This is a genomic window from Propionimicrobium lymphophilum DSM 4903, assembly GCF_000423485.1.
Lineage (GTDB): Bacteria > Actinomycetota > Actinomycetes > Propionibacteriales > Propionibacteriaceae > Propionimicrobium > Propionimicrobium lymphophilum.
Genome location: NZ_AUIB01000007.1, coordinates 29,798 through 55,584 on the forward strand (window position 1 = coordinate 29,798; position 25,787 = coordinate 55,584).

Consider the following 25,787-nt stretch of genomic DNA (forward strand, 5'->3'; position numbering starts at 1 on the left):
CTCCTATGTCATAACGGGAAGTTATTTTTTTAGTTTTCTTGACCCTAAAATCCGTGGTTGGCTTGTTGTGACGTGCAGCTTTGCGAGAAGATAACTCTATGTGTGGAATCATCGGGTACGTCGGCGCTAAGTCGGCACAGCACGTAGTAATCGAGGGCCTACGCCGCCTGGAGTATCGCGGCTACGATTCGGCGGGTATCGCGCTCGTCGGAGCTGACGGGCTGCACACCTCTAAAAAGGCTGGCAAACTGTCTAACCTGGAAAACGAGCTCGCCGCGCACGCACTGCCCGAGGCCACCACCGGAATCGGTCACACCCGTTGGGCAACGCACGGCGGCCCGACGGACGAAAACGCCCACCCCCACGTCAGCGCCAACGGCAGGGTTGCTTTGGTGCACAACGGAATCATCGAGAACTTCGCCGAGCTTCGCAACGAGCTGATCGGCCAGGGCATCAAGTTCAACTCGGAGACCGACAGCGAGGTTGTCGCTCAGTTGCTCGGCAAGGCAGTGGAGAACAAGAACCTTCTGGATGCCATGCGCGAGGTAGTAGCCAGACTCGAGGGCACTTTCACTCTGGTCGCGGTCGACGCCACGGACCCGAAGCACGTGATCGCGGCCCGCAGGAATTCGCCGCTCGTCGTCGGCGTGGGTAAGGGAGAGAACTTCGTCGCGTCCGATGTTGCGGCTTTCATCGAGCACACCCGCGAGGCGATTGAACTCGGCCAGGACCAGATCGTTCAGATCAGCGCAGATGAAATCAAGGTCATCAACTTCGATGGAACCGACGCCGAGACCCGCAGCTATCACGTTGATTGGGACGCGTCCGCTGCCGAAAAGGGCGGCTACGACTGGTTCATGCGCAAGGAAATTTTCGAGCAGCCGCGCGCGGTAGCCGACACCTTACTTGGCCGCTATTCGGCTAACGGCGAGCTGGTTCTGGACGAGATGAGCATTCGTCCCGAGGATCTTCGCCGGGTAAACAAGATCGTCATCGTCGCCTGCGGCACGGCATACTACGCGGGTATGGTAGCCAAGTACGCGATCGAACACTGGACTCGCGTGCCTTGCGAGGTCGAGCTGGCCAGCGAATTCCGCTACCGGGATCCCATCGTTGATCCGATGACGCTGTGCGTAACGATCAGCCAGTCGGGCGAGACCGCTGACACCTTGATGGCGATTCGTCACGCTCGCGAGCAGCACTGCAAGGTGATCGCCATCTGCAACACCAACGGTGCCACCATCCCGCGCGAATCTGATGCGGTTATTTACACCCACGCCGGCCCGGAGATCGGCGTGGCCTCCACCAAGGGATTCCTGACCCAGTTGGCGGCCTGCTACCTGCTCGGTCTCTACCTGGCTCAGGTTCGTGGCATGAAGTACGGCGACGAGATCAAGACGATCATGGCCGAGCTTGAGCGGACTCCGGAGCTCATCCAGCACGTACTAGACCAGGCGGATGATGTATATGAGCTTGCTCGCGAGGTCGTCGGCCTCAACGACTTCATATTCCTTGGCCGTCACGTGGGATATCCGGTCGCCCTGGAAGGCGCTTTGAAACTGAAAGAGATCGCCTACCAGCACGCCGAGGGATTTGCCGCTGGCGAGCTGAAACACGGTCCGATCGCGATCATCGAGCCCGGTATGCCGGTGTTCGTGATCGTCCCACCTAAGGGACGCGATCAGCTTCACGAGAAGGTCGTGTCTAATATTCAAGAAGTAAGGGCTAGAGGAGCGCGCACGATCGTGCTGACCGAAGAAGGCGACGAGTCAGTGGTTCCGTTCGCCGACAAGGTCATCTGGCTGCCGCACGTTTCCACGCTGCTACAGCCGCTGGTCTCAGTCATTCCGCTGCAGCTCTTCGCCTGTGAACTGGCCACCTTACTGGGCAACGACGTCGATCAGCCGAGGAACCTGGCCAAGTCGGTAACAGTGGAGTAACTAGGTAAGGGATGCGTAATGACCCGGATCATCGGTATCGGTGTCGATATTTGCCAGGTAGACCGGATGAGCGCCGCACTGAAGCGACATCCCGGTCTGGCGAACAAGCTGTTTACAGCCGATGAATTGGTCAACAGCGAGGGCGAGAGACGCACCAACCAGTCTCTGGCTGCCAGGTTTGCCGCTAAGGAGGCGCTGGTGAAGGCCTTGGGCGGCCCTGGTGGATTGCGCTGGCACGATTGCCAGGTGATCTCGGACTCGTCCGGAAAAGTTCATCTGGTGCTCAGCGGAACGGTTAAGGCCGCCGCGGAAAAGGCAGGCGTGCTAGACACCCATCTGTCGCTTTCACACGATGCCGGTCTTGCCGTCGCCCAGGTGGTCTGCGAGGGGCTATGAGGCAGGTTGCCCGCGTCGCCCAGATCCGTGCGGCTGAGGAGGCCTTCTTTCAGGCGAATCCCGACGTCGATCTGATGCAGCGTGCCGCCGCGCAGGTGGCCGAGATGGCGGATTCGATGATTGTTCCCGGCGGTACCGTGCTCGTCGCGGCGGGGCCGGGCAACAACGGTGGCGACGGGTTGTACGCGGCCAGCCGGCTGGCGAAGCTGGGGTTCCAGGTTTACGTTTGGCTGCCCATGAATAAGACCCACGAGGCTGGTCTGAGCGCGGCCTTGCAGGCAGGAGCGACGCTAGTCGATTCTTTCGATGAATTAGACGTTGATCTGGTCATCGACGCTGTGTTCGGCATCGGCGGGCGTCCAGGCATTCCAGCCAACATGGTGGGACTGGCCGATTTTGTGGAGTATACGGGCGCCCCGGTTCTAGCGGTGGATATTCCGTCCGGTCTGGATGCCGATAGCCACCGGGTTTCGGCTCCATGTCTGCCTGCCGATGTGACCGTCACTTTTGGCGCTTTCAAGTTCTGCCAGGTGGCCTATCCAGCTAAGGCGAAGTGCGGCGAGGTTCGGCTGCCAGACATCGGTCTAAAGGTGCCCGAAACAGCTATCGGTCAGCTGGACGAGTTGGACGTCGGCGGGCTGTGGCCGGTTCCGGATCACACAAGCGACAAATATTCTCGTGGCGTGCTGGGCATAGACACTGGCTCGCAGAAGTATTTCGGGGCCGCTTTGCTAAACCTTTCCGGCGCACTCCATGCGGGTGCCGGCATGGTTCGATACGCCGGTCCAGTTCCTAAAGAGACCGTGGTCTCGAAATTTTCTTCCGTCACCATCGGCGTCGGGAAAGTGCAGGCCTGGTTGGTCGGTTCGGGCTGGGGTGGGCCTGATAAGCAACGCCTGGAAAAGCGTGTCAGCGACGACGTCCCGATGGTCATCGATGCCGAAGCCATCGATTCCCTAGAGGGGCTAAAGTTGCCCGAAAACAGCCTGCTAACTCCGCACGCGGGCGAGCTGGCCAGGCTGCTTCGAGTCGAACGTTTCGAGGTGGAAGACGACCCCATCGGAAGCGTCAAAAACGCCGCGAACAAGGTTGGTGCCACGGTTTTGCTGAAGGGCGCCACCCAATTCGTCAGCGACGGCGAGAACGTGATCATCGCCACCGAGGGCTCCGCTTGGAGCGCGCAAGCCGGTTCCGGGGACGTTCTCGCTGGTATCTGTGGCACTTTGTTAGCCGCAATGGGCGGTGAGTACCCAGCAATTCTCATCGGAGCGTTGGGCGCCTCCATCCAGGCTATGGCTGCACGGTCAAACCCAGGCCCGCACACTCCCGAAGAGGCTGCAAAGGCCATGGCCGAACTGATTGGCAGGTTAGTTTAGGCTCCCGTGACGAGCGTGCTCGAGATCGCCTCGTCGTAGTATCCGACGAGCTGCTCGCAAAGCTTCGCCCAGCTCCTGTTCAAAGCTCGCCGGCGCCCTGCCTGGCCGAACGCTTGGCGTTTGTCTGGATCAGAAACCAATCCGGCGACTGACGAGCGCAGCGCGCCCAGTTCACCCGGCGGGTAGAGGTATCCGTTGAAGCGGTCTCGGACGATGTCTATCGGCCCGCCTTTGCCCGTCGCGACCACCGGAAGACCGGATGCCTGGGCCTCCTGCAGGGTTTGACCGAACGTCTCAGTTTCGCCTGGGTGAACGAAAATGTCGGCGCTGGCCAGGTACACGGGCAGTTCGTCACCGGTTTTCATCCCCGTGAATATCGCCCCAGGTAGCATGGTTTCGAGCTCTTTGCGCTTGGGTCCGTCTCCGATGACCACCAGCTTTGTGTTCGGCAGATTCAAAAGCACCCGCAGATCCTCGACCTGTTTTTCGCGCCCGAGACGTCCCATGTATGCGATTACCGTCTCGCCGTTCGGAGCCCAAGAGTCGTGCAGCGACTGGTTGCGTTTGGCCGGACTGAACCGCTCGGCGTCCACGCCTCGACCCCACACCTGAACCCTCTCGAAGCCTCTCCTTTCGAGCTCATCGCGGGTGTAAGAAGAAGGCGCCAGCGTCATTGTGGCCATGTTGTGCATTCGCTTCACGTAGCGCCAAAAAAGCGGTTCCACGGCCGGATAACCGTAGGTGGCAACATATTTCGGCACTTCGGTCTGGTAGAGCGCGACGGTCGGGATGCCCAGCTTCGACGCCGCCAATATGCCCGTGTGACCAAGCGCAAATGGCGCAGCCAGGTGCACGACGTCCGGACGGAACTGGGCGAACATTTTCTTGATCGTGCGGTTGCGTGTCGTCGACAACCTAAACTCCGGATACCACACCAGACTCATCGAGGACGTGGCGTAAACGGGGAAGCCCTGGTAGGAGGTGGGCATGCCGTCTGGGTGCTTAGGAGCTATGACGATTGCCTCATCCCCACGGCGTTTCAGGTGCTCCAACATCCTAAGAACTGAGTTCGTCACTCCGTTGACGCTGGGCAGGAAGCTCTCAGACACAAAAGCGACTCGCATGAGTTAAAGGATAACCCCACATGCCCCATATTCCGCACGTCGAATGTCCTCGCGGGCAACGAGAGAGTTGCCTCGTCTGGCATTTAACAATTTTCGCAGGCACAATTGAATGGCTGGAGGGGAGTAACCTCACATGTGAAGATCGTCATCCCGAAGCGAAAGCTTCCGGTCTCACAGCGATTGATCGCGGCCAGACCTCCTAAACGTTTTAGGCATCTGCCATAAGGAAGGTTTTAATGCATGTAACGCCATTGGCGTGGGTGATCACCATTGCCGTGCTCACCGCTGTGCTGGTTGTTGACGTCATCATGATGAAGCGCAAACCGCACGAGCCATCAATGAAGGAATGCGTCATCGCGATCTCGGTTTTCGTGGGCGCAGCGATCTTGTTTGCTATCGGAATCGGTTTATTCGCGCACCCCACTGACCCGACTAAAACCAGTTGGAACTACGCAACCGAGTTCATAGCCGGTTACCTGACTGAATATTCGCTTTCGATCGATAACCTGTTCGTCTTCATCATCCTCCTGGGCAGCATGAAGGTGCCCCGCAAGTATCAGCAGTTCACGCTTATGATGGGCATTATCCTCGCCCTGATCTTCCGCGGAATCTTCATCGCCCTCGGTGCCGTAATCATCAACACCCTTGCCTGGGCGTTCTTCATTTTCGGCGTGTTCCTGCTGTACACCGCCTGGAAGCTGGTGGACGATTATCGCAAGCCCGAACACGAAGAGACGAGCCAGCCCTCAGATAACAAGCTGATGCTCTGGATCAAGAACGTCGTGCCCTCCACAGAGGAGTACCACGACACCCACCTGAGCCTGAAGATCGACGGCAAGCGCGTCTTCACCCCGTTGTTCTTCGTGATCGTTGCGCTCGGCTCCATCGACATCATGTTCGCGCTCGATTCGATTCCGGCCATCTTTGGCTTGACCCAGGAGCCATACCTGGTATTTACCGCGAACTTCTTCGCCTTGATGGGTCTGCGCCAGCTTTACTTCCTGCTCGGTGGTCTGCTCAAGCGCCTGGTCTACCTGTCGCTTGGCCTCTCGTTCATCTTGGCCTTCATTGGCGTGAAGCTGCTGCTACATGCCGCACACCACTACGGCTGGATCGGCTGGGAGGTGCCCACCTGGCTATCGCTGGTGGTCATCATCGTCACTCTCGTCGTGACTGCGGTGGCGAGCCTAATGAAGACCAGGCACGCCCCCAAGCTCGAGCCGGAGCATGAGCTCTAACTCACCAACCTCGTTGACGCCACTGCTCTAGCTGCCCTCGTTCGGCACCTAGGGTGGTGGCGTCGCCGTGTCCGGGGTGGATGACGGTGTCGTCGTCGAAGACGTCGAAGATCTTCTTTGTGACGTCGTCTAGCAGTTGGTCAAAGTCTTCCCGGCTGTTCGTTTTGCCGACGCCTCCGGGGAACAGCGAGTCTCCGGTGAAGATGTGTGCGGTGCCTTCGTCCGGGGCAAGCGCAACGGCGATCGAGCCTGGAGTGTGCCCGACCAGCCCAATGATCTCCAGCAGGCTGTCTCCGACTACAAAGTGATCGTTGTCCCAGACGGGCTCGCTGACGACGCCGGTTTCGTCCGTGATAGCGTGAGCGTCGTCTTCACCCGCGAGGACCTGGGCGTCGCAGGAGTCTGCGATGGCTTTGAGCGCCTGCAAGTGATCGTGGTGACGGTGAGTGGTGAGAATGTGCCCGAGTTTGTTTTCCCCGATCAGTTTCTTCAGGAGGTCGGGGCTGTCCGCTGCGTCTATGAGCAGCGCGGAATCCTCGTCGGGCACCAAAAGATACGTGTTGTTGTCCATATCCGAAACGCTCGCCTTGGTGACCGTTATGTCTGCCACCTTGAAGGTGAGCGGGCTGGAAAATGGTTCGACGTGATACATGTTTTCCTCCATGGAGATTATGGCAGGTTATCGTGCGGCGGTGCGCCGAGTTCTAGCATTCTTTCCTGGCTCATTCGCCCGGTCAACCAGCCGAGAAGCAGATTATCTGGTCCGGTTACGGTCGGGGCGGAGATTCGGTCTGGGCCCACTTGAGCCTCGATACCGCTATCCGAGACGATTCGGGCCGCCGGCGCGTTTTGCCTCACGGATGGCAGCAGCGTGTTCAGCTCGAGCAGCCAGGTTGCAACGGGCTGGCTGACGTCGTCGATGGTCTGACCGCAGCCGAGATCGATGTGATGCAGAACCGTCTCGTTTAGCCGCAGCACGGTCAGGATATCGGAACTTACCGTCAGGCCATCGGCTGTTTCGAACGTGAAGCTTGGGCAGATGCTCTGCAGGCATTGATTTAGCTGGCCCGCAGTGGTGTCAAGCGCCACCTGAAGCTCCAGCGCGCTACGTTCGGATGCGCGCTCTAGGGCTTCGGAGCTTTGTCTCGGCATCCGCAGTTGGTAGCCGGGCGGGGCAACCCTGGCGTCCCGGACCAGCTGCATGGTGTTCTCCGCTTGGATCGCCAGGTGCGCGGCGATGTGTGCTCTGGTCCAACCGGGCAAGAGGGACGGCTTTTGCCAGTCTTCGTCAGAAATGGCGATGGTGTCGCCGAGCAGTTTGCTCGTCTCTTCCAGTTTGTGCTTCGCCAACTCTGTGAAGTTAGTAACGCTCGTCAGCCGACTTAAGCCTAGGGTTTCCATATCCTTAGCAAACCACGTTAGGGCAAAACTGTCATTGTCTTTTCCTTGTTTCGATGCGGCAGGGATGGTTTAGGCGGACAAGTAACATTGAAAGAGTGATTGATCGGCTAGTGATTCGTGGCGCCCGCCAACATAACCTGAAGAACGTCTCCCTGGACCTGCCTAGGGATTCCCTGGTGGTTTTCACAGGGCTTTCGGGCTCGGGTAAATCGTCTTTGGCGTTCGACACTATCTTCGCCGAAGGTCAGCGCCGTTACGTCGAGTCTCTTTCCGCATACGCCAGGCAGTTCCTGGGGCAGATGGATAAGCCCGCGGTGGACTTGATCGAGGGTCTTTCGCCGGCGGTCGCCATCGACCAGAAGTCGACGAGCCGCAACCCGCGTTCGACGGTCGGCACGGTCACCGAGATCTACGACTACCTCAGGCTTCTTTTTGCTCGCGTCGGCCACCCGCACTGCATTGTGTGTGGCGAGCCGATCGCTAAGCAGAGCCCGCAGCAGATCGTCGACCAAATTTTGGCTATGCCCGAACGCACGCGTGCCCAGGTTCTTGCGCCGATGATCCGAGGCCGCAAGGGCGAGTACTCCGAGATGTTTAGGAACCTGTCGACGCAGGGCTACGCCAGGGTGAAGGTGGACGGCGAGACGTATCGCATCGGCGAGGTCCCCGCCCTGAACAAGCAGAAAAAGCACGACATTGACGTTGTCATCGACCGAATCTCCGTCAAGGAGGAGGCCAAGCAGCGCATTACTGATTCCGTCGAGACCGCGCTCGAGCTGGCAGGCGGCATTGTGACGCTGGACTTCGTTGATCTTGCCGAGGACGACCCGCAAAAGGTGCGGACGTTCTCCGAAAACATGGCCTGCCCGAATGGCCACAACGTCGAGATGGACGAGCAGGAGCCAAGGCAGTTCTCGTTCAACTCTCCGTGGGGTGCGTGCCCCGCCTGTGACGGTCTCGGCTTTTCCGAGGAGGTAGACCCCGAGTTAGTGGTCCCGGACACCTCGAAGTCTCTTGCTGAGCGTCCCATCGCGCCTTGGGCCAACCCAATGACCGCCAAACATTACAGTCACGTCTTCGAGTCTCTGGCCGAGCGCGATGGCTTCTCGATGGATACACCGTGGCGAGACCTGCCGGCAAAAACCCGCAAGTACATTTTGGAGGGCAACAAGGACGCCGTCGTGGTGCGCTACCGCAACCGGTTTGGTCGCACCCGCAGCTACACGCAGAAGTACGAGGGCGTGCTGCCAAACGTCAAGCGCCGCTACCAAGAGGCAGAGACGGATGCCGCGAGAACGCGCTGGGGTCAGTACATGCGAGAGATCCCCTGCCGGGCCTGTAAGGGACGCCGGCTCAAGCCTGCGACTCTGGCCGTTACCGTCGGTGGTCTGAACATCGCCGAGGTTTCCGAGCTGCCGATCTCTAAAGCTGCGACTTTCTTCTCAGATCTCGAACTGAGCGATACCGAGCGCCAGATCGGCAAGATGGTGCTGCGCGAGATCGACGAGCGGCTCAAATTCTTGGTCGACGTCGGTCTCGATTACCTGACGCTGTCCAGGGCGGCAGCTACTCTCTCGGGCGGTGAGGCGCAGCGCATCAGGCTCGCCACGCAGATCGGATCTGGGCTGGCCGGCGTGCTTTATGTGCTCGACGAGCCCTCTATCGGTCTTCACCAGCGCGACAATGATCGGCTCATCGCCACGCTCAAAAAGTTGCGCGATCTGGGCAATATGCTGATCGTCGTCGAACACGACGAGGACACAATCCGCGAGGCCGATTGGCTGGTGGACATCGGCCCGGGCGCTGGCGTCAACGGTGGCGAGGTCGTGGTCAACGGCACGCTCGACGACATGCTTAAGAACAAGCGCTCCATCACGGGTGCCTATCTTTCCGGGCGAAAGAAGATCGAGGTGCCGGCCAAGCGACGTCCGGGTAACGGCAAGGAGATCGTCGTCCGAGGAGCGCGAGAAAACAATCTCAAGGACATCACCGTCCACTTCCCGCTTGGCAAGCTCGTCGCGGTTACGGGCGTCTCCGGCTCGGGTAAGTCATCGCTGGTGAATTCGATCCTTTACACCGCGCTTGCTCACGACATTCACGGGGCCCGCGCTGTGCCCGGCAAACACAAGCAGATCGATGGCGCGGAAGAAATCAATAAAATCATCCACGTCGACCAATCGCCGATCGGACGCACACCTCGCTCGAATCCCGCCACGTACACCGGTGTTTTCGACAAGGTGCGCCAGCTTTTCGCAGCCACTCCGGAGGCGAAGATGCGCGGCTACCAACCCGGACGATTCAGCTTCAACGTGAAGGGTGGGCGCTGCGAGAATTGCTCCGGCGACGGCACCATCAAGATCGAGATGAACTTCCTGCCCGACGTCTACGTGCCCTGCGAGGTCTGCCACGGCGCGCGCTATAACCGCGAGACGCTTGAGGTGCGCTACAAGGGCAAGACCATCTCCGAGGTTTTGGACATGCAAATCGACGAGGCTGCGGAGTTTTTTGCCCCGATCAAAGCCATATCAAGGCACCTGGATACGCTGGTCGACGTCGGCCTGGGCTACGTCCGCCTCGGTCAGCCGGCAACGACACTCTCCGGTGGCGAGGCGCAGCGTGTGAAGCTCGCCACCGAACTGCAGCGTCGCTCCACCGGGCGCACGATGTACGTCCTGGACGAGCCGACCACCGGATTGCATTTCGAGGACATCCGCAGGCTGCTGGACGTGCTGAACAGGCTGGTTGATCAAGGCAATTCCGTGGTCGTCATCGAGCACAATCTTGACGTCATCAAGACCTCCGACTGGGTCATTGACCTTGGTCCGGAAGGCGGCGACGGCGGCGGCACCCTGGTGGCTCAGGGCACGCCGGAAAAGATCGCGGCGGACAAGAACTCTTACACAGGTAAGTACCTAAAGCGAGTTCTATGACAGATCCCGCTAGCTACCGGCCGGCGCCAGGGTCCATTCCGACGGATCCCGGCGTCTACCGCTACCTGGATCCGCACGGCAAAGTCATCTACGTCGGCAAGGCAAAAAATCTTAGAAACCGGCTGAATTCTTACTTTGCCGACCCAGCGAGCCTGCATCCGCGCACGCAGACGATGATGAGGACAGCGGCCAAAATCGAGTGGACGGTGGTGCAGAACGAGCTCGAGTCGCTGCAGCTCGAGTACACCTGGATTCAGCTTTACAAGCCCAGGTTCAACATCATGTACCGCGACGACAAGAGCTACCCGTGGCTTGCGGTTACGTCAAGCGACGAGTTTCCGAGGGTGTTCGTCGGCAGGGGAGCCAAGCGCAAGGGGTGGAAATACTTCGGTCCGTTTGGCACGGCGTGGGCGGTTCGCGACACATTGGACACCCTGTTGTGGGTATTTCCGATGCGCTCGTGCAGGAATGGCGTTTTCAATCGCGCCCAGGCCTCAGGCAGGCCGTGCCTGTTCGGTTATATCGGAAAGTGTTCGGCGCCGTGCGTCGGCAAGATCAGCGCCGAAGATTACAGGCAAATCGTCAACGATTTCTGCGCTTTCTGGGCGGGCAAATCCAACAAGATGGAGCGAAAGCTCACGGCTCAGATGGAGGAGGCCTCCGCGAACCTAGATTTCGAGCAGGCGGCCGTGTTGCGCGATCGCATCTCTGCGCTTCGCAAGGCCACCGAGAAGAACGCAATCGTGCTCTCCGACGACACCGATCTGGACGTCATCAACGTCTGCGACGATCCGCTGGAAATCGCTGTGCAGATCTTCCGAGTGCGTTCCGGGCGTGTCAGGTCGGAGAACTCGTGGGTTGCCGACCGGGCAAACGATGCGCCGGTCTCCGAGCTGCTCGAATCGTTCATCCTGCAGCTATACGACGACCACCACGTGCGCACCGAGACCGAAAACATTCCTCCCGAGATTCTGGTGCCCGATATGCCGCCCACTGCGAGCTTGCTCGAAGAGTTGCTCTCGAAGAAGGCCGGGCGAAAGGTTCGACTGCACGTGCCCAAACGGGGCCAGAAACTGGATCTGCTGGACACCGTAGGCAAGAACGCCCAGCAGGCGCTCGCCAGGCACAAGACGAAGCGAGCCAGCGACCTGACGACGCGCAGTCAGGCGCTCGATCAGCTTCAGGAGGCACTCGGTTTAGAGAGTGCCCCGCTGCGGATCGAAGGTTTCGACATTTCGCACACCCAAGGCCAAGAAGTCGTCGCCTCGATGGTTGTTTTCGAGGACGGCCTGGCCAGAAAGAGCGAATACAAGCGCTTCCTGATCAAGAGCTTCGAGGGCTCCAACGACGTTGCCGCCATGGACGAGGTGTTGCGGCGCAGGCTTGGCAGGCTGCTCGACGATCGCAAGGCGATGGGGGAGGACGAGACCCTTATCGACCCGACGACGGGTGCCCCACGCAAATTCTCTTACGCCCCTTCGCTGATCGTCGTCGACGGTGGCCTGCCTCAGGTTAATGCTGCCCAGGAGGTGCTCGACGATCTCGGGTTGTCCGCAGAGATAATGCTGATCGGCCTTGCTAAACGCTTGGAGGAAGTCTGGATCCCCGGTGAGGAATTCCCCGTGATTTTGCCGCGCAACTCCGAGGGCCTATACCTGCTGCAGCGGGTCCGTGACGAGTCGCACCGTTTCGCCATCACCTTCCACCGCAGCCGCAGGGGCAAGGCGATGCTAGAGTCTGCACTTGACGGAGTGCCCGGGCTGGGTGAGGTGCGTCGTAAGACGCTAATCAAGGCATATCCGAGCATGAAGAAGCTTCGCGCAGCGAGCGCAGAGGAAATCGCCGAGCTGCCTGGCTTCGGCATAAAAACCGCGGAGGGCATCGTCGACGCGCTTGCTGCTGAACCCGAGGGCCAATCGATAAACATGACCACCGGCGAGGTCACCTAAAGTTTGTGCGTTTCGGTAGGATTAGGAGCGTGAGTCAAGAAAAAGATGACAAGTGGGTAGTTAGCGTCCACGACCTGTCCGGCGACGGCCAGATGCGCGAGATCGAGGATCAACTGCCGGCCCCGCAAGACCTAGGTATCGAGATGGCTAAGGTGCCAGCTGGCGAGCCGCTGGACGTTAACCTGCGCCTAGAGTCGGTTAGCGAGGGCGTACTGGTGACGGGGTCCGTTGACGCCGATATCGAGGGCACCTGCTCCCGCTGCCTCAAGGAAATCTCTTGGCCCCAAAACTTTACGGTTCAAGAGCTCGTTTATTACCCCAGCAAGGATGCGGAAGAGGACGCCTTTCTGGTGGCGGACGACGCCATCAACCTGGAGCCGATCATTCGCGAGGCCATCGTTTTGAACCTGCCGTTCAGCCCCCTTTGTGACGACGATTGCGCCGGCCTTTGTCCCAGGTGTGGGATGGACCTGAATGAGTTCCCGGATCACGTCCACGAGGCTCCGATCGACGACCGCTGGAGCGCGCTCAAAGGTCTGAATCTGGAAAACTAGATGCCTTCACGGTTTTGTTTGATTGGCCAGACGCGATAGCATGAACCGCTGGCGGATTCGATGTGCTCTTTTGCGTGCGCTTGAACGTGCGGTTAATTGAGCCCGATGGCGCCTTGAACTTAAATATGAGGCATAGGGCCTCAACCATCCTAAGGAGAAGATAGTGGCTGTTCCCAAGCGCAAGATGTCGCGCAGCAACACTCGCTCGCGTCGTTCGCAGTGGAAGACTACCCCTGTGCAGACCGTGACCTGCGCCAACCCGGCTTGTGGCGCGCAGCACCTGCCGCACACCGCTTGCCCCGAATGCGGCCAGTACGGTCCGCGCGGCGAGCGTCGCCAGGTTTTGGACGTTTAATTGAACTCCGACGAGGGTCGGCTCACCAGCGAAAACTCGCCTGCATGGCTAGAACACTTCGCTGAGTCGGGGCTCGGAAAACTCTTAGACAGGTTGGGTGTACATGTTTCACCCGACCTGTTTGATTTAGCGCTCACACACAGGTCTTGGGCGTACGAGAACGGCCATGCTCCGCACAACGAACGCCTGGAGTTCCTTGGCGACGCGGTGCTCGGCGTGATCGTCACGGATCACCTCTACCGCACGTTCCCGGACGAGCCCGAGGGGCAACTAGCTAAGCTGCGTGCTGCCGTCGTCAGCTCAGTTGCGCTAGCCGACGTGGCACGCGACCTGCACATCGGTGGCCTGATCAAGCTCGGCAAGGGCGAGATAGGCACTGGTGGAGACGACAAGACCTCGATTTTGGCCGACACTATGGAGGCCATCATCGGTGCGATCTTCATCGGCTGTGGAATGCAGGCGGCATCCCGCTACGTCCACACCCTGATCGATCCGCGCATCGAACTTGCTGCTAACGCAGGAGAGAGCCTCGACTGGAAGACATCACTTCAAGAGATAGCTTCCGAGATGGGGCTGCCGGCGCCCAAGTATGACGTCACGGGCTCTGGTCCAGACCACCGTCGCACCTTCTCCGCGGAGGCGATTCTGGGCGATCTTTCGTTTGGCCCTGGCGTCGATTCCAGCAAGAAGCGTGCCGAGCAGCAGGCTGCCTCTATTGCTTTCCGAGAGTTAAAGGCCCGACAGGATACTCAAGTGTCAGATGCCTGAGCTTCCCGAGGTTGAGGTAGTCCGCAGGGGACTTGAAAAGAACGTTACAGGCCGGATGGTCTGTGACGTAACTGTTCTGCGCGAACGTCCGGTGCGCTGGGATGGCCCAGACGCCTTCAAAGCGGGTGTTGTCGGACGCACTTTTGCCGCACCACGCAGACGCGGCAAATACCTCTGGTTCCCGTTCAGCGATGGAGATGCCATGCTCGCGCACTTGGGCATGAGCGGGCAGTTTCGGATCGATGCGCCGGGCGCCGATCTGGCCCCAAATACTCGGGTGCTTTTCGATCTGGACGACGGCCGTCAGCTGCGGTTCGTCGATCAACGAATGTTCGGCGGCCTACAGCTTGCCCCGCAGGGCGCTCAGCTGCCGGCCCAGGTGAGCCACATTGCCCTCGATCCGTTCGATGAATACTTCAACATCGAGCAGACCATCGAGCGAATCCGTGCGAAGCGCTCGACCATCAAGCGGGCGATTCTCGATCAGTCCGTTATTAGCGGCATCGGGAATATTTACGCAGACGAATGCCTTTGGCGTGCCAAGACCCATTACGATCATCCCACTCAGCGGCTCACCGCGGCACGGGCCCGTCGGGTATTGGTGGCGGCGAAAGAGGTCATGACCGAATCGCTGGCCCAGGGCGGCACCAGTTTCGACGAGCTGTACGTCGACGTGAACGGCTCGAGCGGTTATTTCTCGCGCAGCCTGAACGTTTACGGTCAGGAAGGCAAGCCGTGTGCCAGGTGTGGCACGCAGATCCGAAGGGATTCGTTCATGAATCGGTCGAGCTATCTTTGCCCGAAATGTCAGCGTTTACCCCGCCCAATCCACGGCGATAAGTAAATTACGCGATAGGTTTGGTAGATATGGGGAAAAGTAAGGCTGGAGTAGTCGCGGAGTTTTTGCGTTTCGGCATCGTCGGCGGTTCCGGGTTCCTGGTCAACATGCTCATCACCTTCGTCATGACGAAGCTCAACGGCGGCACCCAGAACGACAACGACATCGTCTTCCAGCTTCCTGGCCCGTTCGCTTTTCGCTTCACGATTTTGGTGTGGATCGTTTCGTTTTTGATCGCGAACGTTTGGAATTTCCAGATCAACAGGTCCTGGACGTTCAAACGTGAACACAAGCGTGGCTGGTGGGCGGAATTCTGGCCGTTCTTCATCGTGGGGCTGGTGGCGGCAATCGCGGGCATCTTCATCAAGATCGGGTTCACCAACCCGCACTCCTTCATGTACCTGCCCGACCCGCCGTTTAACGACTACGAGGGCCTACGCGCCAGGGCTTATTGGGCACAGCTTTTCACCATCGTTTTGACCATGCCCATAAATTACATCGTCAACAAGTTGTGGACTTTTAGGTCAGTTACCCCCTCGGATCAGGGGTAGGGCATGTATCTAAAGAGCCTCACGCTAAAAGGTTTTAAGTCCTTCGCTTCGGCGACGACCCTAAACTTCGAGCCCGGAATCACCGCGATTGTCGGGCCTAACGGATCGGGTAAATCGAACGTTGTTGACGCGCTCGCCTGGGTGATGGGCGAGCAGGGTGCGAAGTCTCTGCGTGGCGGCAAAATGGAGGACGTCATATTCGCGGGCACCTCGGGTAGGGCGGCGCTCGGGCGTGCGGAGGTGTCGCTGACCATCGACAACTCCGACGGGTTGTTGCCCATCGATTACACCGAGGTGACGATCAGCAGGACGCTGTTTCGGGCTGGTGGCTCCGAGTACGCGATCAACGGCACCACTTGTCGGCTGCTGGATGTTCAGGAGCTGCTGAGCGATACGGGCATGGGCCGGGAGATGCACGTCATCGTCGGGCAGGGGCAGCTAGATCAGATTTTGCGTGCTACCCCGGAGGTTAGACGAGGCTTCATCGAAGAGGCAGCGGGAGTCCTGAAGCATAGGCGCCGCAAGGAAAAAGCAAGCAGGAAGCTAGCCTCCACCCAACAAAATCTAGAGCGGCTCAACGATCTGATTCGCGAGATTCGTCGTCAACTGAAGCCGTTGGGCAGACAGGCTCAGGTGGCGCGCAGGGCCGCTGTTATCCAAGCCGAGTTGCGTGATTCCAGAGCCAGGCTGCTTGCCGACGACTACACCCAAGCCAAGTTGGCGCTCGACTCTGAGCTTGCCGGAGAGCAGGCAGCCGCGGACGCCAAGCGCGCAGCCACTCAGCGGGTCGAGCAGGCCCAAAGCGATGAGCTGGCGGCTGAGCAGGCGGTCAGCGAGTTGGCGCCGGTGCTTAACCAGGCCCAAGAAGTCTGGTATTCCATTAGCGCCCTTCGCGAACGAGTCTCCACGACTATCTCGATCGCCGCGGAAAGAATGCGCTACAGTGCTGCTCAACCGAACGTCTCCACGGGCCGGGACCCGGATGAGCTCGAGGCAGAAGCGGCCCAGGCTAGGGAAAAGGAGGCCGCGCTGGCGGCCGAGGCCGAGCAAGCCAAGGCCAAACTCGAGGAGGCAACGGAAAAACGCAAGGGCGCCGAGGCAGATTACGAAGCTGCCGAAAAGAGCTACAGCAATGCGTTGCGAGCCGTGGCGGACCGGCGAGAGGGGCTGGCTAAATTAAACGGCAAGGTTTCATCTCTCAAGTCGAGGATGCAGGCCGGGCTGGAAGAGGTCGAGCGTCTGAAGAAACGTCATGCGGAAGCGCTCGAGCGGTCTAAGCAGGCGGACGTTAAATTCGCCGAGCTCGAAACCCAGATCACGGGTGCCAGCGATGGCGAGGTCGACCTGGACGCGGTATTCGAGCGAACTGACGAGGCGCTCGCCAAGGCTGAGGAGCACCGTCAGGAGATTTTGGAGCATTCGCGACAAGCCTCCAGCGAATTGGCTGCGGTTGCTGCCCGTCTAGAGGCGTTGAAGCTGGGCCTTCAGCGTCGCGATGGTTCAGCGGCACTCCTCGAGTCTGATCTTTCCGGCACATTGGGATCGCTGGCGCAGCTGGTTAAGGTGGAGCCGAAGTGGCAGACCGCGGTCTCCGCTGCGTTGGGTGCGGCCACTGAAGCGGTCGCCGTGTCTGCAGCCAAGGACGCTGACGAGGCCCTCGCGCTGCTGAAGGAAAAAGATCTCGGCCGAGCATCGATGCTGGTGGCCGATGCCCCGGAACCTGAGATTCCGATGCCCCAGCTGCCCGACTACGCGGTTTACGCCATCGACGTGGTCCAGGCGGACGACGGCGTTAAGAATGGCCTTCGCTCGGTGCTGGGGTCTACGGTCCTAGTCGAGGACCTCGCCGCCGCCAGAAAGTTAACCGCAGATTTTCCGCAGGTCACCGCCGTCACGGCTGGCGGTGACGTCGTCAGCGCCTGGTTAACTTCCGGTGGCTCGGACTCTAAACCCTCCCTGATCGAGGTGCAATCCGCGGTCGATGAGGCAGAAACCGCGAAGGTGAAGGTCGAGGCGCAGGTGCAGCGACTGAAGTTCGAGATGGCCAAGGCAGATAGCGCGCTTGTCGAGGCACAGAAGAAAAACGATGCTGCGCTTGAGCGACTGAACGAATCCGATGCCAGGATGACCGCCCTTGCCGAGCAGATCAATTCGCACGCCCAGGAATCCGCCGCTGCGCTTTCCGAGGCGGAGCGGCTCAAGCAGGCGATTGACAACGCAGAACAGTCCGGTTCTAAAGACCGGGTTGAGTTGGAGGAACTCGAGGCAAGGTTAGCCGCGGCGAGTGGCGAGGCAGACGTCGAGGAACCGGATCCCGCCGAGCGCGATCAGCTTTCGGTGGTTTCAAGGATGGCCCGGCAGAGTGAAATGGACGCCAGGCTCGCGCTGCGAACTGTAGAAGAGCGGGTCAGGTCGCTTTCCGGGCGCGCGGACTCGTTGGCTAGGGCAGCTGCAACCGAGCGGCTTGCCAGGGCTAAGGCAGAGGCAGAGGCAGAGCAGCTTCGCAGGGAGGCGATGATCGCTGCAGCCGTCCACGAGGGCGCGCTTTGGTTGGCAGATCGCGTAGACGAGGCCAAGGAGGCCGCGGGCGCCCGGCGAGCCGAGTTGGAAGAGGCAAGGACGAAGGCGGACGCAGACCTGTTCGCAGCCCGCGAGGTCAGCAGGCAGGCGCAGCGAGAGCTAGACAAGCTGGTCGAGGGCGCCCACAAGGACGAAATGGCCAGGGTGGAGATGAAGATGCGCGTCGAGCGCGTCGCGGAGCAGGCAATGACCGAGCTAGGGCTGGAGCCGGATGCGCTGATCGAGGAGTACGGCCCTGAACTGATGGTTCCGGTGCTGGTACACAAGGACGGCACCGCGGTCAGCCCGGACGACGAGGAGAAGCCAGAGCCGATTCCTTACGTCCGCGAACAGCAGGCACGTCGAGCGAAAAAGGCGCAGAAGGATCTGGAGCTGCTCGGGCGGGTCAACCCCCTCGCGCTTGAAGAATTCGACGCGATGAGCGAACGCCACACATTCCTGGCCAACCAGGCCGAGGATCTCAAAAAGACCCGCAAGGATCTTCTGGACCTAATCGACGACGTCGATAATCGCGTTCAGGAGGCCTTTGTCAGCGCCTACGAGGACATTGCAAAGACGTTCACCGACGTGTTTGCCAGGCTGTTTCCCGGCGGCAAAGGCAAGCTCATCCTCACCGATCCCGAAGACATGCTCAATACGGGTGTCGACGTGGAGGCCAAGCCGGCAGGCAAGAAGGTCAAGCGGCTGTCGCTGCTTTCCGGTGGCGAGCGCTCGCTGGTCGCGGTCGCCTTCTTGGTCAGCCTGTTCATTGCGCGCCCGAGCCCGTTCTACATCCTCGACGAGGTCGAGGCTGCCCTGGACGACGTGAACCTCGGCCGGCTCTTGGATATCTATCAGCAGCTTCGTGACTCGTCCCAGTTGTTGGTCATCACCCACCAGAAGCGCACGATGGAGATCGCCGACGCGCTATACGGCGTCACTATGCGCCAGGACGGCATCTCCACGGTTATCTCTCAGCGGTTGATTGATGGGTGATTTTCAAAAGTTCTGCCAAACTCAACTGAATAACCGTTCGCTGCGACTGCAATTTCGTGTTCACCCTTGTCAGGCGGTTTTCATTAATCTGAGTCTCAGTAATCGGGGTTTACAGAGTTGAGTTTGGCAGAAAAACTTGAAGTAGACTCGCCTGTTGTGGCGCTAAAAGTTGAGATTCGACGCAGCGCGCGACGCAAAAAGACCGTTTCTGGTCGTGTCGATGGCGACACGATAATCGTCAACGTGCCTGCCAGTCTTTCCGCTGCCCGCGAGCGAAAGCTAGTTGACGACATGGTGCGCAAGCTGCGCGACAAAGTGCGTAAGGGTGCCGCCCCCAAAACTGATCGCGAGCTTTTTGAGCGCGCCCAGCGAATCGCCACAGAGTATCTGGACCCGCAGGTCGGGCGGCCTGTGCGCCCGTCCAGCGTGCGCTGGGTTAGCAACCAGAATCAGCGCTGGGGCTCGTGCACGATTGACGATGCCACGATCAGGCTCAGCGACAGGATGCAGGAGATGCCGCAGTGGGTGGTGGACTACGTATTGTTGCACGAGCTAGTTCACCTTGTTGAGGCGAATCATTCGCCCAGATTCAAGAAGCTGCTTAGCGCGTATCCGAAGGAGGAGCGAGCGCAGGGCTTTCTGGAGGGCTGGACTGCAGCCATGCGCTGGTAGGGGCTGAGCACAATGTGTTGTCCCTCGGCCTGTGCTATTTCCAGCTATTAAAAGCTTCCGGGTAGGCTTGGGTGCGTGGGAAATCTTGTTTTTTGGATTCTAATTGCAATTATGCTGGCCGCGGCCGCCGTCGCCGGTCTGAGCGTCTACCTGACTCGCGGCCGTCGCAAACCGATTGCTCGCGGCGAAGAGCCGAAGCAGGTTACAGCCGGAGGTGACGAGGAACCGCTGGTCACTGCCCCGAGCGTGGAGAACGAGCCGGTTGCCGAGCCCGCAGAAACCACCGAGGTAGTTGAAGAACCCGCTGCAGAGGTAGTGGAGCCGCAGGTAGAAGAGGTGGAGCAGCCTCGTTCTCGCATGGCTCGCCTGCGCAGGCGGTTGGCCTCGTCCAACAACGCGCTGGCCAAGGCGCTTGCCGATCTGCTCTCCAGCGACAACATTGACGACGATACCTGGGACGATTTCGAGACCACCTTGATCACTTCGGACCTCGGAGTTGGCCCCTCCACTGAGCTGGTTGAGACGCTCCGTAAGAGGCTGTCCATCGACGGCATCGACGATCCCGCCCAAGCCAAGGAGGCGCTGCGCGAGGAGCTGGTTAAACTAGTCGATCCGAGCCTGGACCGCTCGTTGAACCTCGACCACGAGGAGGGCAAACCCGCCGTCGTGATGATGGTCGGTGTCAACGGCACAGGTAAGACCACCACCGTCGGCAAGCTGGGTCGCGTGCTGGTCGCCGAGGACAAGAAGGTGCTTTTCGGCGCCGCCGACACCTTCCGCGCGGCAGCCGCCGAGCAGCTCACCACTTGGGGCGATCGCGTCGGCGTCCAGACCATTCGCGGTGAGGAGGGCACCGATCCTGCCTCGATCGCATTCAATGCCGTTGACGCCGGCATCGAACAGGGTGTCGACGTCGTGTTGGTAGACACCGCTGGCCGTCTGCACACCAAGACCGGCCTGATGGACGAGCTCGGCAAGGTGAAGCGAGTCGTAGAGAAGAAGGCGCCAGTCAGCGAGGTGCTTCTGGTTCTCGACGCCACCACCGGCCAGAATGGCCTGACCCAGGCACGAATTTTCGCAGAGGTCGTAGACGTTACTGGCATCGTACTCACTAAGCTGGACGGTTCCGCCAAGGGCGGCATCGTCGTGCAGGTTCAACGTGAACTAGGTGTTCCGGTCAAGTTCATTGGGCTTGGCGAAGGCGCCGACGACCTGGCTCCGTTCGAGGCAGACGGCTTCGTTGCGGGACTACTGGGCGAGTAATCCAGCATTCGGGCTAGGCTATAAGCCGAAAACTTACGGAGGAACGCGTGTTTGACACCCTGCAAGATCGCCTTGCCGCGACTTTTAAGAATCTGCGCAACAAGGGCAGACTGACCGACGCCGACATCGACTCGACCGCGCGCGAGATTCGCATCGCGCTGCTCGAGGCCGACGTCAACCTGTCGGTGGTGAAGGAGTTCATCGCCGCGCTGAAGCAGCGCGCCCATGGCGAAGAACTATCCAAGGCTTTGAACCCGACGCAGCAGATCGTCAAGATCGTCAACGAGGAGCTAATCGAGATCCTCGGTGGGGCGACCCGCACTATCCAGTTTGCGAAGAATCCTCCCACGGTCATCATGCTGGCAGGTCTGCAGGGTGCCGGTAAGACGACCCTCGCAGGAAAGCTGGCCAAGCACCTCAAGGAGGGCAAGCACAGCCCTCTTTTGGTTGCGGCCGACCTCCAGCGTCCGAACGCAGTTCAGCAGCTGCAGGTGGTTGGCGAGCGCGCAGGCGTATCCGTTTACGCGCCCCAGCCGGGTAACGGCGTCGGCGACCCGATCCAGGTAGCTCGCGATTCCGTCGAATACGCCCGCACGCAGCTGCACGACGTGGTGATCGTCGACACCGCCGGCCGGTTGGGTGTCGACGAGGAGATGATCGCCCAAGCTCGCGACATTAAGCAGGCAACCAACCCCGACGAGACACTTTTCGTTGTCGACGCGATGATCGGTCAGGACGCCGTCAACACGGCCCGCGCTTTCGAAGACGGCGTTGGCGTCAGCGGCGTCGTGCTTACCAAGCTGGACGGCGATGCCCGAGGCGGTGCCGCGCTGTCCATCGCTAAGGTGCTTGGCAAGCCGATCATGTTCGCCTCCAATGGCGAGAAGCTGGAAGATTTCGACGTCTTCCACCCCGACCGCATGGCCAGCCGAATCCTTGGCATGGGCGACATGCTCACGCTAATCGAGCAGGCAGAGAAGGCGTTCGACAAGAAGCAGTCCGAGGAGGCGGCCGCTAAGCTGCTGTCCGGCAAGGGCGAGTTTGGCCTCGACGACTTCTTGGCTCAGATGCAGCAGATGCGTCGCATGGGCCCGATGTCTAAGATCTTCGGAATGCTGCCCGGCATGGGGCAGATGAAGGACGCAATCGCCAACATCGACGAGAAGCAGATTGACCGCATCGAGGCGATCATCTACTCGATGACCCCGGCGGAACGCGCGGACGTCAGCATCCTCAACGGTTCCCGGCGCGCTCGAATTGCGCGCGGCTCCGGTGTCGAGGTGAAGGACGTCAACGAGCTGGTTAAGCGTTTCACCGAGGCGAAGAAGATGATGAGCCGAATGGGCTCCATGATGGGCGGACTGCCCGGCATGGGCGGTGGCAACCGCAAGCAGGCCCGCACTCAGCAACGTAAAAAGAAGGGTCGCGGCGGCCGGAAGGTCTCCGGCAACCCGGCCAAGCGCGCAGCGCAGGCGTCCGGAAAGCCGCAGGCCGACCAGAAACCGGCAGAGTCTCCGTTCGGAATTCCGCAGACGCAGGGTTCGGACTTCCAGCTGCCGCCCAACGTCGCGCAGATGCTTAAAGACTCTGGTCTTGGCAACTAGGAGAAGATCGTGAAGTTCGGTATCGAGGCTACTGTTCTACCCAGCGGTGAACGTAAGACGCTGTGGGTTGCAGATGGAAAGATCAGCGAAGAGGCGAAGGGCTCGCCCATCCTGCTGAAGGATGTTTGGGTGATGCCTGGGCTGGTCGACGCTCACTGCCACATCGGACTGGCGGCAAAGGGCCCAGCCACCGACGAGCAGACTATCGAGCAGGCCATCACAGACCGCGATACCGGCGTGTTGTTGGTCCGCGACACTGGCGTTCCCCGCGATACGCACTTCGTCGATCGACGCGAAGACCTGCCTCGAATCATCCGCAGTGGCCAGCACGTCGCAAGGTACAAGCGCTACATCCGCAACTATGCGGTGGAGGTTGAGCCCGAAGAGTTGGTGGACGAGGTTGCCAGGCAGGCCTCTAAAGATGGCCAGTGGGTAAAGATCGTGGGGGACTGGATCGATCGCGAGCTTGGTGATCTGGCTCCGCTTTGGCCAGCAGACGTCGTCAAGAAGGCCGTCGACAAGGTGCACGAGTTAGGCAAGCGAGTCCAGGTGCACACCTTTGGCGAGGAAGCGGTGGCTGATTTCGTTGCTGCTGGTGCGGACTGTATCGAGCACGGAACCGGCCTGAGCGACGAGGCCATCGAGGAGATGGCGGAGACCGGCATCGCGCTGGTTCCCACCATGACCCAGCTTGCAACTTTCCCGGAGCTCGCCGCAGGTGGCGACGAGAAATACCCGACCTGGGCCGCTCACATGCGGGCGCTGCACAAAAAGCACTTCGACGTCATGGGCAAGGCGCTGGAAGCCGGCGTTCAGATTTATGCTGGAACAGATGCCGGCGGCAGGCTTGTCCACGGCAGGATCGCTCAGGAAACCGACCTGCTTGCTAAGCTTGGCGGCGCTGAATTTGCTGCCGGCGCGGCCAGCTGGAGGGCTCGCGAATGGCTCGGCGCAATGCAGTTGGAAGATGGGGATTCGGCAGATTTCGTTTGCTATCGGGAAGATCCGCGCAAAAACATCTCGGTGTTGCATGATCCGGAGGCCATCGTTTTGCGCGGCAAGCCTGTTAAGGGTTTGCAGTCAGATTTCTGCTGAAGTGCTAAATCTGGCATAATCTATGAATGCGTCTGTGTCCAGGTGCCCTCTCAACACTGGCGACGCAGGACCGACGGTTTCAGCGCAACGTGCCCCACACGTGAGCGAAACCAAAAACTTGGATTTGTAACAGGAGATTCCACACAAGTGGCAACGAAAATTCGTCTGAAGAGACTAGGCAAGATCCGTCAGCCGCACTACCGCGTCATCGTCATCGACGAGCGCGCTAAGCGCAATGGCACTGCTATCGAGGAGATCGGTCAGTACCACCCGAAGTCTGAGCCCTCGGTTATCGAGATCAACTCCGAGCGCGTGCAGTACTGGCTCGGCGTCGGCGCGCAGCCGACCGAGGCCGTTGTTGCTCTGCTGAAGCGCACGGGCGACTGGCAGAAGTTCACTGGCGACAAGAGCCCCTCCGGCATCGATCCGCAGCCCGTTAAGGCTGACAAGCTGGAGATCTTCAACAAGGCTCTGGCCGAGGCTGATGACGAGCCCACCACTGAGGCCATCAGCAAGAAGCAGGATAAGGCGCAGGAGCCGGCAGCAGAGAAGGCCGAGGAAGCCGAAGAGGCTGAAAAGGCTGAGGAGCCGGCCGAGAAGACTGAGTCCGAAGAGGCGTAACGAATGCTTGCTGAGGCTATTGAGCACCTGGTGTGCGGCATCGTCGCTAACCCCGCCGACGTCTCCGTTCGCGACAAGCAGATTCGCGGCGGACGAATGCTTGAGGTGCGCGTTCACCCCAGCGACGTTGGCAAGGTCATTGGTCGCCAGGGCCGCACGGCCACTGCTATTCGCAAGGTGATCGGCGCACTGGCAGACGGTGAACAGGTCCGCATCGATTTTGTGGACGTTGACCGCAAGCCACGAGGCCGTCGCTAATTTACGCGTTAATCGGCGTCCCACTTGTGTGGGGCGCCGATTTTTTATAGATGGGTTTTGAAATGACTGAAGTGATCGTCGCGAAGATCGGCCGGGCGCACGGTATTAAGGGAGATTTTTTCATCGACCTGCGCACTGATGAGCCTGAACTGCGGTTCAAGGTGGGCGAAAAGCTGAAGATTCAGGGTGAAAAGATTTTCCGCGAGGTCACTGCGAATAGGAAGCAAGGTAATCGTCTGGTCCTGCACCTGCAAGGTATCGACGATCGCAATCTTTCTGAGGCGCTGACCGGAAAACTGCTATTTGCTGAGGTCGGCGACGAATCTCCCGCAGACCCAGAAGAATTCTACGACCGTCAGCTAATCGGGCTCCAACTTCTAACTTCGGAAGGTGAGAATCTCGGCGAGATAACAGAGGTCTGGCACGCCCCCGCTCAAGATATTTTGGTTGCCGGTGAAATCGCGGTTCCATTCGTCTCCGAGCTGGTCGAGCGTATCGATCTCGACTCGAAGAGTGCGGTGCTGACCGATAAAGGATCGCAGGTAGTTGTCCGATGAGAATTGACGTCATTTCAATCTTTCCGGAATACCTTTCTGGGTTGGAGTTGAGCCTGATCGGCAAGGCTGCGAAGGCTGGACTGCTGGATATCCGCGTTCACGATCTGCGGGATTGGACGCACGATCGGCATCGCACCGTCGACGACACTCCTTATGGCGGGGGAGCGGGGATGGTCATGAAGCCAGAGCCGTGGGGCGAGGCGCTGGACGATCTAGCTGAAAGCTACGAATCAGACGAGCGTCCGACCCTGATTTTCACCAGTCCTTCGGGTGAGGTTTTTAACCAGAAGCTCGCAGAGGAGCTGTCGGCTAAGGAATCGATCGCATTCGCTTGTGGACGATATGAGGGCATCGACGCCAGGGTGGCCAAGTGGGCGAACGAAAAGTTCGACGTTCGCGAGGTCAGTATCGGCGATTACGTTCTTAACGGCGGAGAGGTCGCCGCGATGGTGATGACCGAAGCGATAGTCCGGCTGATTCCGGGCGTGATCGGTAATCCGCAGTCTTTAGTCGAGGAGTCCTATTCCGACGCCGAAGAGGGGCTGCTGGAATACCCGATCTACACTAAGCCGTCGTCCTGGCGCGGATTAGACGTCCCCGAGATCCTGTTGAGCGGCAATCACGGCAAAATCGATCGGTGGCGTCGTGAGCAATCTCGCATGATTACTAGTCTGCGTCGACCGGAATTGCTCGAGGAGGGAGAATAATTTCCCCACAGCGCCCTCTCTCATACTGAGGTAGT

At 59.7% G+C, this 25,787-nt stretch carries 23 protein-coding genes; 20 read left to right on the forward strand and 3 right to left on the reverse strand.

Annotated features, from left to right (window positions below; translation table 11 throughout):
- Positions 1 to 98 precede the first annotated feature (98 nt).
- The 3 genes from glmS to G556_RS10300 are packed head-to-tail and all read left to right on the forward strand — an operon-like array spanning position 99 to position 3,712.
- A complete protein-coding gene (glmS, locus tag G556_RS0104995; RefSeq protein WP_028821986.1) occupies positions 99 to 1,940 on the forward strand; it encodes a glutamine--fructose-6-phosphate transaminase (isomerizing) in 1,842 nt (613 codons plus the stop codon).
- A gap of 18 nt (positions 1,941 to 1,958) precedes the next feature.
- Entirely contained in the window at positions 1,959 to 2,336 is a 378-nt protein-coding gene (locus G556_RS0105000; protein ID WP_028821987.1) for a holo-ACP synthase, read from the forward strand.
- Positions 2,333 to 3,712 (forward strand): NAD(P)H-hydrate epimerase, encoded by a 1,380-nt coding sequence (locus G556_RS10300; protein ID WP_036916072.1) that lies wholly within the window; start codon positions 2,333 to 2,335, stop codon positions 3,710 to 3,712. The genes G556_RS0105000 and G556_RS10300 overlap by 4 nt, the downstream gene beginning before the upstream one ends.
- Here the strand turns inward: G556_RS10300 and G556_RS0105010 are convergent.
- Positions 3,709 to 4,836 carry a glycosyltransferase family 4 protein gene (locus G556_RS0105010; RefSeq protein ID WP_028821988.1) on the reverse strand — a complete coding sequence of 376 codons (1,128 nt, stop codon included), beginning with the start codon at positions 4,834 to 4,836 and terminating at the stop codon, positions 3,709 to 3,711. The two genes, G556_RS10300 and G556_RS0105010, sit on opposite strands and share 4 nt — an antisense overlap.
- A gap of 236 nt (positions 4,837 to 5,072) precedes the next feature.
- On the opposite strand from G556_RS0105010, the gene G556_RS0105015 reads away from it, so the two are divergent.
- Positions 5,073 to 6,074, forward strand: coding sequence for a TerC/Alx family metal homeostasis membrane protein (locus G556_RS0105015; RefSeq protein ID WP_028821989.1), 1,002 nt, complete (start codon positions 5,073 to 5,075; stop codon positions 6,072 to 6,074).
- A 1-nt stretch (position 6,075) separates the two neighbouring features.
- Here G556_RS0105015 and G556_RS0105020 read toward each other — a convergent pair whose 3' ends face one another.
- The gene (locus tag G556_RS0105020) at positions 6,076 to 6,726 is read right to left on the reverse strand and encodes an MBL fold metallo-hydrolase (RefSeq protein WP_051176710.1); all 651 of its coding nucleotides are present in this window, start codon (positions 6,724 to 6,726) and stop codon (positions 6,076 to 6,078) included.
- Positions 6,727 to 6,743: 17 nt separating this feature from the next.
- Complete coding sequence (locus G556_RS10305; RefSeq protein WP_051176691.1) at positions 6,744 to 7,475, reverse strand: maleylpyruvate isomerase family mycothiol-dependent enzyme; 732 nt, start codon at positions 7,473 to 7,475, stop codon at positions 6,744 to 6,746.
- A 53-nt stretch (positions 7,476 to 7,528) separates the two neighbouring features.
- Between G556_RS10305 and uvrA the strand changes: the two genes are divergently transcribed.
- The 16 genes from uvrA to trmD all read left to right on the forward strand — a co-directional run bounded on the left by uvrA (position 7,529) and on the right by trmD (position 25,752).
- On the forward strand, positions 7,529 to 10,405 hold the full coding sequence (gene uvrA, locus G556_RS10310; RefSeq protein WP_051176693.1) for an excinuclease ABC subunit UvrA: 2,877 nt from the start codon (positions 7,529 to 7,531) through the stop codon (positions 10,403 to 10,405).
- Positions 10,402 to 12,354: an excinuclease ABC subunit UvrC gene (gene uvrC / locus G556_RS0105035; RefSeq protein WP_028821991.1), complete on the forward strand. Its 1,953-nt coding sequence runs from the start codon at positions 10,402 to 10,404 to the stop codon at positions 12,352 to 12,354. The genes uvrA and uvrC overlap by 4 nt, the downstream gene beginning before the upstream one ends.
- A gap of 92 nt (positions 12,355 to 12,446) precedes the next feature.
- Positions 12,447 to 12,908: a YceD family protein gene (locus G556_RS0105040; RefSeq protein WP_155938431.1), complete on the forward strand. Its 462-nt coding sequence runs from the start codon at positions 12,447 to 12,449 to the stop codon at positions 12,906 to 12,908.
- A 163-nt stretch (positions 12,909 to 13,071) separates the two neighbouring features.
- Positions 13,072 to 13,263 (forward strand): 50S ribosomal protein L32, encoded by a 192-nt coding sequence (gene rpmF, locus G556_RS0105045; protein WP_016455584.1) that lies wholly within the window; start codon positions 13,072 to 13,074, stop codon positions 13,261 to 13,263.
- A complete protein-coding gene (rnc, locus tag G556_RS0105050) occupies positions 13,264 to 14,031 on the forward strand; it encodes a ribonuclease III (protein ID WP_024110426.1) in 768 nt (255 codons plus the stop codon). It begins immediately after the preceding gene.
- The gene (gene mutM / locus G556_RS0105055) at positions 14,024 to 14,875 is read left to right on the forward strand and encodes a bifunctional DNA-formamidopyrimidine glycosylase/DNA-(apurinic or apyrimidinic site) lyase (RefSeq protein WP_024110387.1); all 852 of its coding nucleotides are present in this window, start codon (positions 14,024 to 14,026) and stop codon (positions 14,873 to 14,875) included. Before rnc ends, mutM begins: the two co-directional genes overlap by 8 nt.
- Before the next feature lie 23 nt (positions 14,876 to 14,898).
- Positions 14,899 to 15,420, forward strand: coding sequence for a GtrA family protein (locus G556_RS0105060; RefSeq protein WP_051176695.1), 522 nt, complete (start codon positions 14,899 to 14,901; stop codon positions 15,418 to 15,420).
- Between the two features lie 3 nt (positions 15,421 to 15,423).
- Complete coding sequence (smc, locus tag G556_RS0105065) at positions 15,424 to 18,975, forward strand: chromosome segregation protein SMC (protein WP_028821993.1); 3,552 nt, start codon at positions 15,424 to 15,426, stop codon at positions 18,973 to 18,975.
- Between the two features lie 156 nt (positions 18,976 to 19,131).
- A complete protein-coding gene (locus G556_RS0105070) occupies positions 19,132 to 19,647 on the forward strand; it encodes a M48 metallopeptidase family protein (protein ID WP_028821994.1) in 516 nt (171 codons plus the stop codon).
- 111 nt (positions 19,648 to 19,758) lie between these two features.
- A complete protein-coding gene (ftsY, locus tag G556_RS0105075) occupies positions 19,759 to 20,910 on the forward strand; it encodes a signal recognition particle-docking protein FtsY (protein ID WP_051176697.1) in 1,152 nt (383 codons plus the stop codon).
- A 47-nt stretch (positions 20,911 to 20,957) separates the two neighbouring features.
- Entirely contained in the window at positions 20,958 to 22,514 is a 1,557-nt protein-coding gene (gene ffh / locus G556_RS0105080) for a signal recognition particle protein (protein WP_028821995.1), read from the forward strand.
- A gap of 9 nt (positions 22,515 to 22,523) precedes the next feature.
- On the forward strand, positions 22,524 to 23,609 hold the full coding sequence (locus G556_RS0105085) for an amidohydrolase family protein (protein ID WP_028821996.1): 1,086 nt from the start codon (positions 22,524 to 22,526) through the stop codon (positions 23,607 to 23,609).
- 147 nt (positions 23,610 to 23,756) lie between these two features.
- The gene (gene rpsP, locus G556_RS0105090; protein ID WP_024110446.1) at positions 23,757 to 24,230 is read left to right on the forward strand and encodes a 30S ribosomal protein S16; all 474 of its coding nucleotides are present in this window, start codon (positions 23,757 to 23,759) and stop codon (positions 24,228 to 24,230) included.
- A gap of 3 nt (positions 24,231 to 24,233) precedes the next feature.
- A complete protein-coding gene (locus tag G556_RS0105095; protein WP_028821997.1) occupies positions 24,234 to 24,488 on the forward strand; it encodes an RNA-binding protein in 255 nt (84 codons plus the stop codon).
- A 62-nt stretch (positions 24,489 to 24,550) separates the two neighbouring features.
- Positions 24,551 to 25,045, forward strand: a complete 495-nt coding sequence (rimM, locus tag G556_RS10315) for a ribosome maturation factor RimM (protein WP_036916086.1) — start codon at positions 24,551 to 24,553, stop codon at positions 25,043 to 25,045.
- Positions 25,042 to 25,752 (forward strand): tRNA (guanosine(37)-N1)-methyltransferase TrmD, encoded by a 711-nt coding sequence (trmD, locus tag G556_RS0105105; protein ID WP_028821998.1) that lies wholly within the window; start codon positions 25,042 to 25,044, stop codon positions 25,750 to 25,752. Before rimM ends, trmD begins: the two co-directional genes overlap by 4 nt.
- Positions 25,753 to 25,787: the final 35 nt, after the last annotated feature.

What these genes read in the sequence shown, in the direction of transcription:
- uvrC (WP_028821991.1), top strand. Translation starts at nt 10,402, where the DNA reads ATGACAGATCCCGCTAGCTACCGGCCGGCGCCAGGGTCCATTCCGACG.
- uvrA (WP_051176693.1), top strand. Translation starts at nt 7,529, where the DNA reads ATGCGGCAGGGATGGTTTAGGCGGACAAGTAACATTGAAAGAGTGATT.
- G556_RS10300 (WP_036916072.1), top strand. Translation starts at nt 2,333, where the DNA reads ATGAGGCAGGTTGCCCGCGTCGCCCAGATCCGTGCGGCTGAGGAGGCC.
- mutM (WP_024110387.1), top strand. Translation starts at nt 14,024, where the DNA reads ATGCCTGAGCTTCCCGAGGTTGAGGTAGTCCGCAGGGGACTTGAAAAG.
- ftsY (WP_051176697.1), top strand. Translation starts at nt 19,759, where the DNA reads ATGCTGGCCGCGGCCGCCGTCGCCGGTCTGAGCGTCTACCTGACTCGC.
- glmS (WP_028821986.1), top strand. Translation starts at nt 99, where the DNA reads ATGTGTGGAATCATCGGGTACGTCGGCGCTAAGTCGGCACAGCACGTA.
- G556_RS0105015 (WP_028821989.1), top strand. Translation starts at nt 5,073, where the DNA reads ATGCATGTAACGCCATTGGCGTGGGTGATCACCATTGCCGTGCTCACC.
- G556_RS0105060 (WP_051176695.1), top strand. Translation starts at nt 14,899, where the DNA reads ATGGGGAAAAGTAAGGCTGGAGTAGTCGCGGAGTTTTTGCGTTTCGGC.
- G556_RS0105000 (WP_028821987.1), top strand. Translation starts at nt 1,959, where the DNA reads ATGACCCGGATCATCGGTATCGGTGTCGATATTTGCCAGGTAGACCGG.
- smc (WP_028821993.1), top strand. Translation starts at nt 15,424, where the DNA reads ATGTATCTAAAGAGCCTCACGCTAAAAGGTTTTAAGTCCTTCGCTTCG.
- G556_RS0105010 (WP_028821988.1), bottom strand. Translation starts at nt 4,836, where the DNA reads ATGCGAGTCGCTTTTGTGTCTGAGAGCTTCCTGCCCAGCGTCAACGGA.
- rimM (WP_036916086.1), top strand. Translation starts at nt 24,551, where the DNA reads ATGACTGAAGTGATCGTCGCGAAGATCGGCCGGGCGCACGGTATTAAG.
- G556_RS0105095 (WP_028821997.1), top strand. Translation starts at nt 24,234, where the DNA reads ATGCTTGCTGAGGCTATTGAGCACCTGGTGTGCGGCATCGTCGCTAAC.
- trmD (WP_028821998.1), top strand. Translation starts at nt 25,042, where the DNA reads ATGAGAATTGACGTCATTTCAATCTTTCCGGAATACCTTTCTGGGTTG.
- G556_RS0105040 (WP_155938431.1), top strand. Translation starts at nt 12,447, where the DNA reads ATGCGCGAGATCGAGGATCAACTGCCGGCCCCGCAAGACCTAGGTATC.
- G556_RS0105020 (WP_051176710.1), bottom strand. Translation starts at nt 6,726, where the DNA reads ATGTATCACGTCGAACCATTTTCCAGCCCGCTCACCTTCAAGGTGGCA.
- G556_RS10305 (WP_051176691.1), bottom strand. Translation starts at nt 7,475, where the DNA reads ATGGAAACCCTAGGCTTAAGTCGGCTGACGAGCGTTACTAACTTCACA.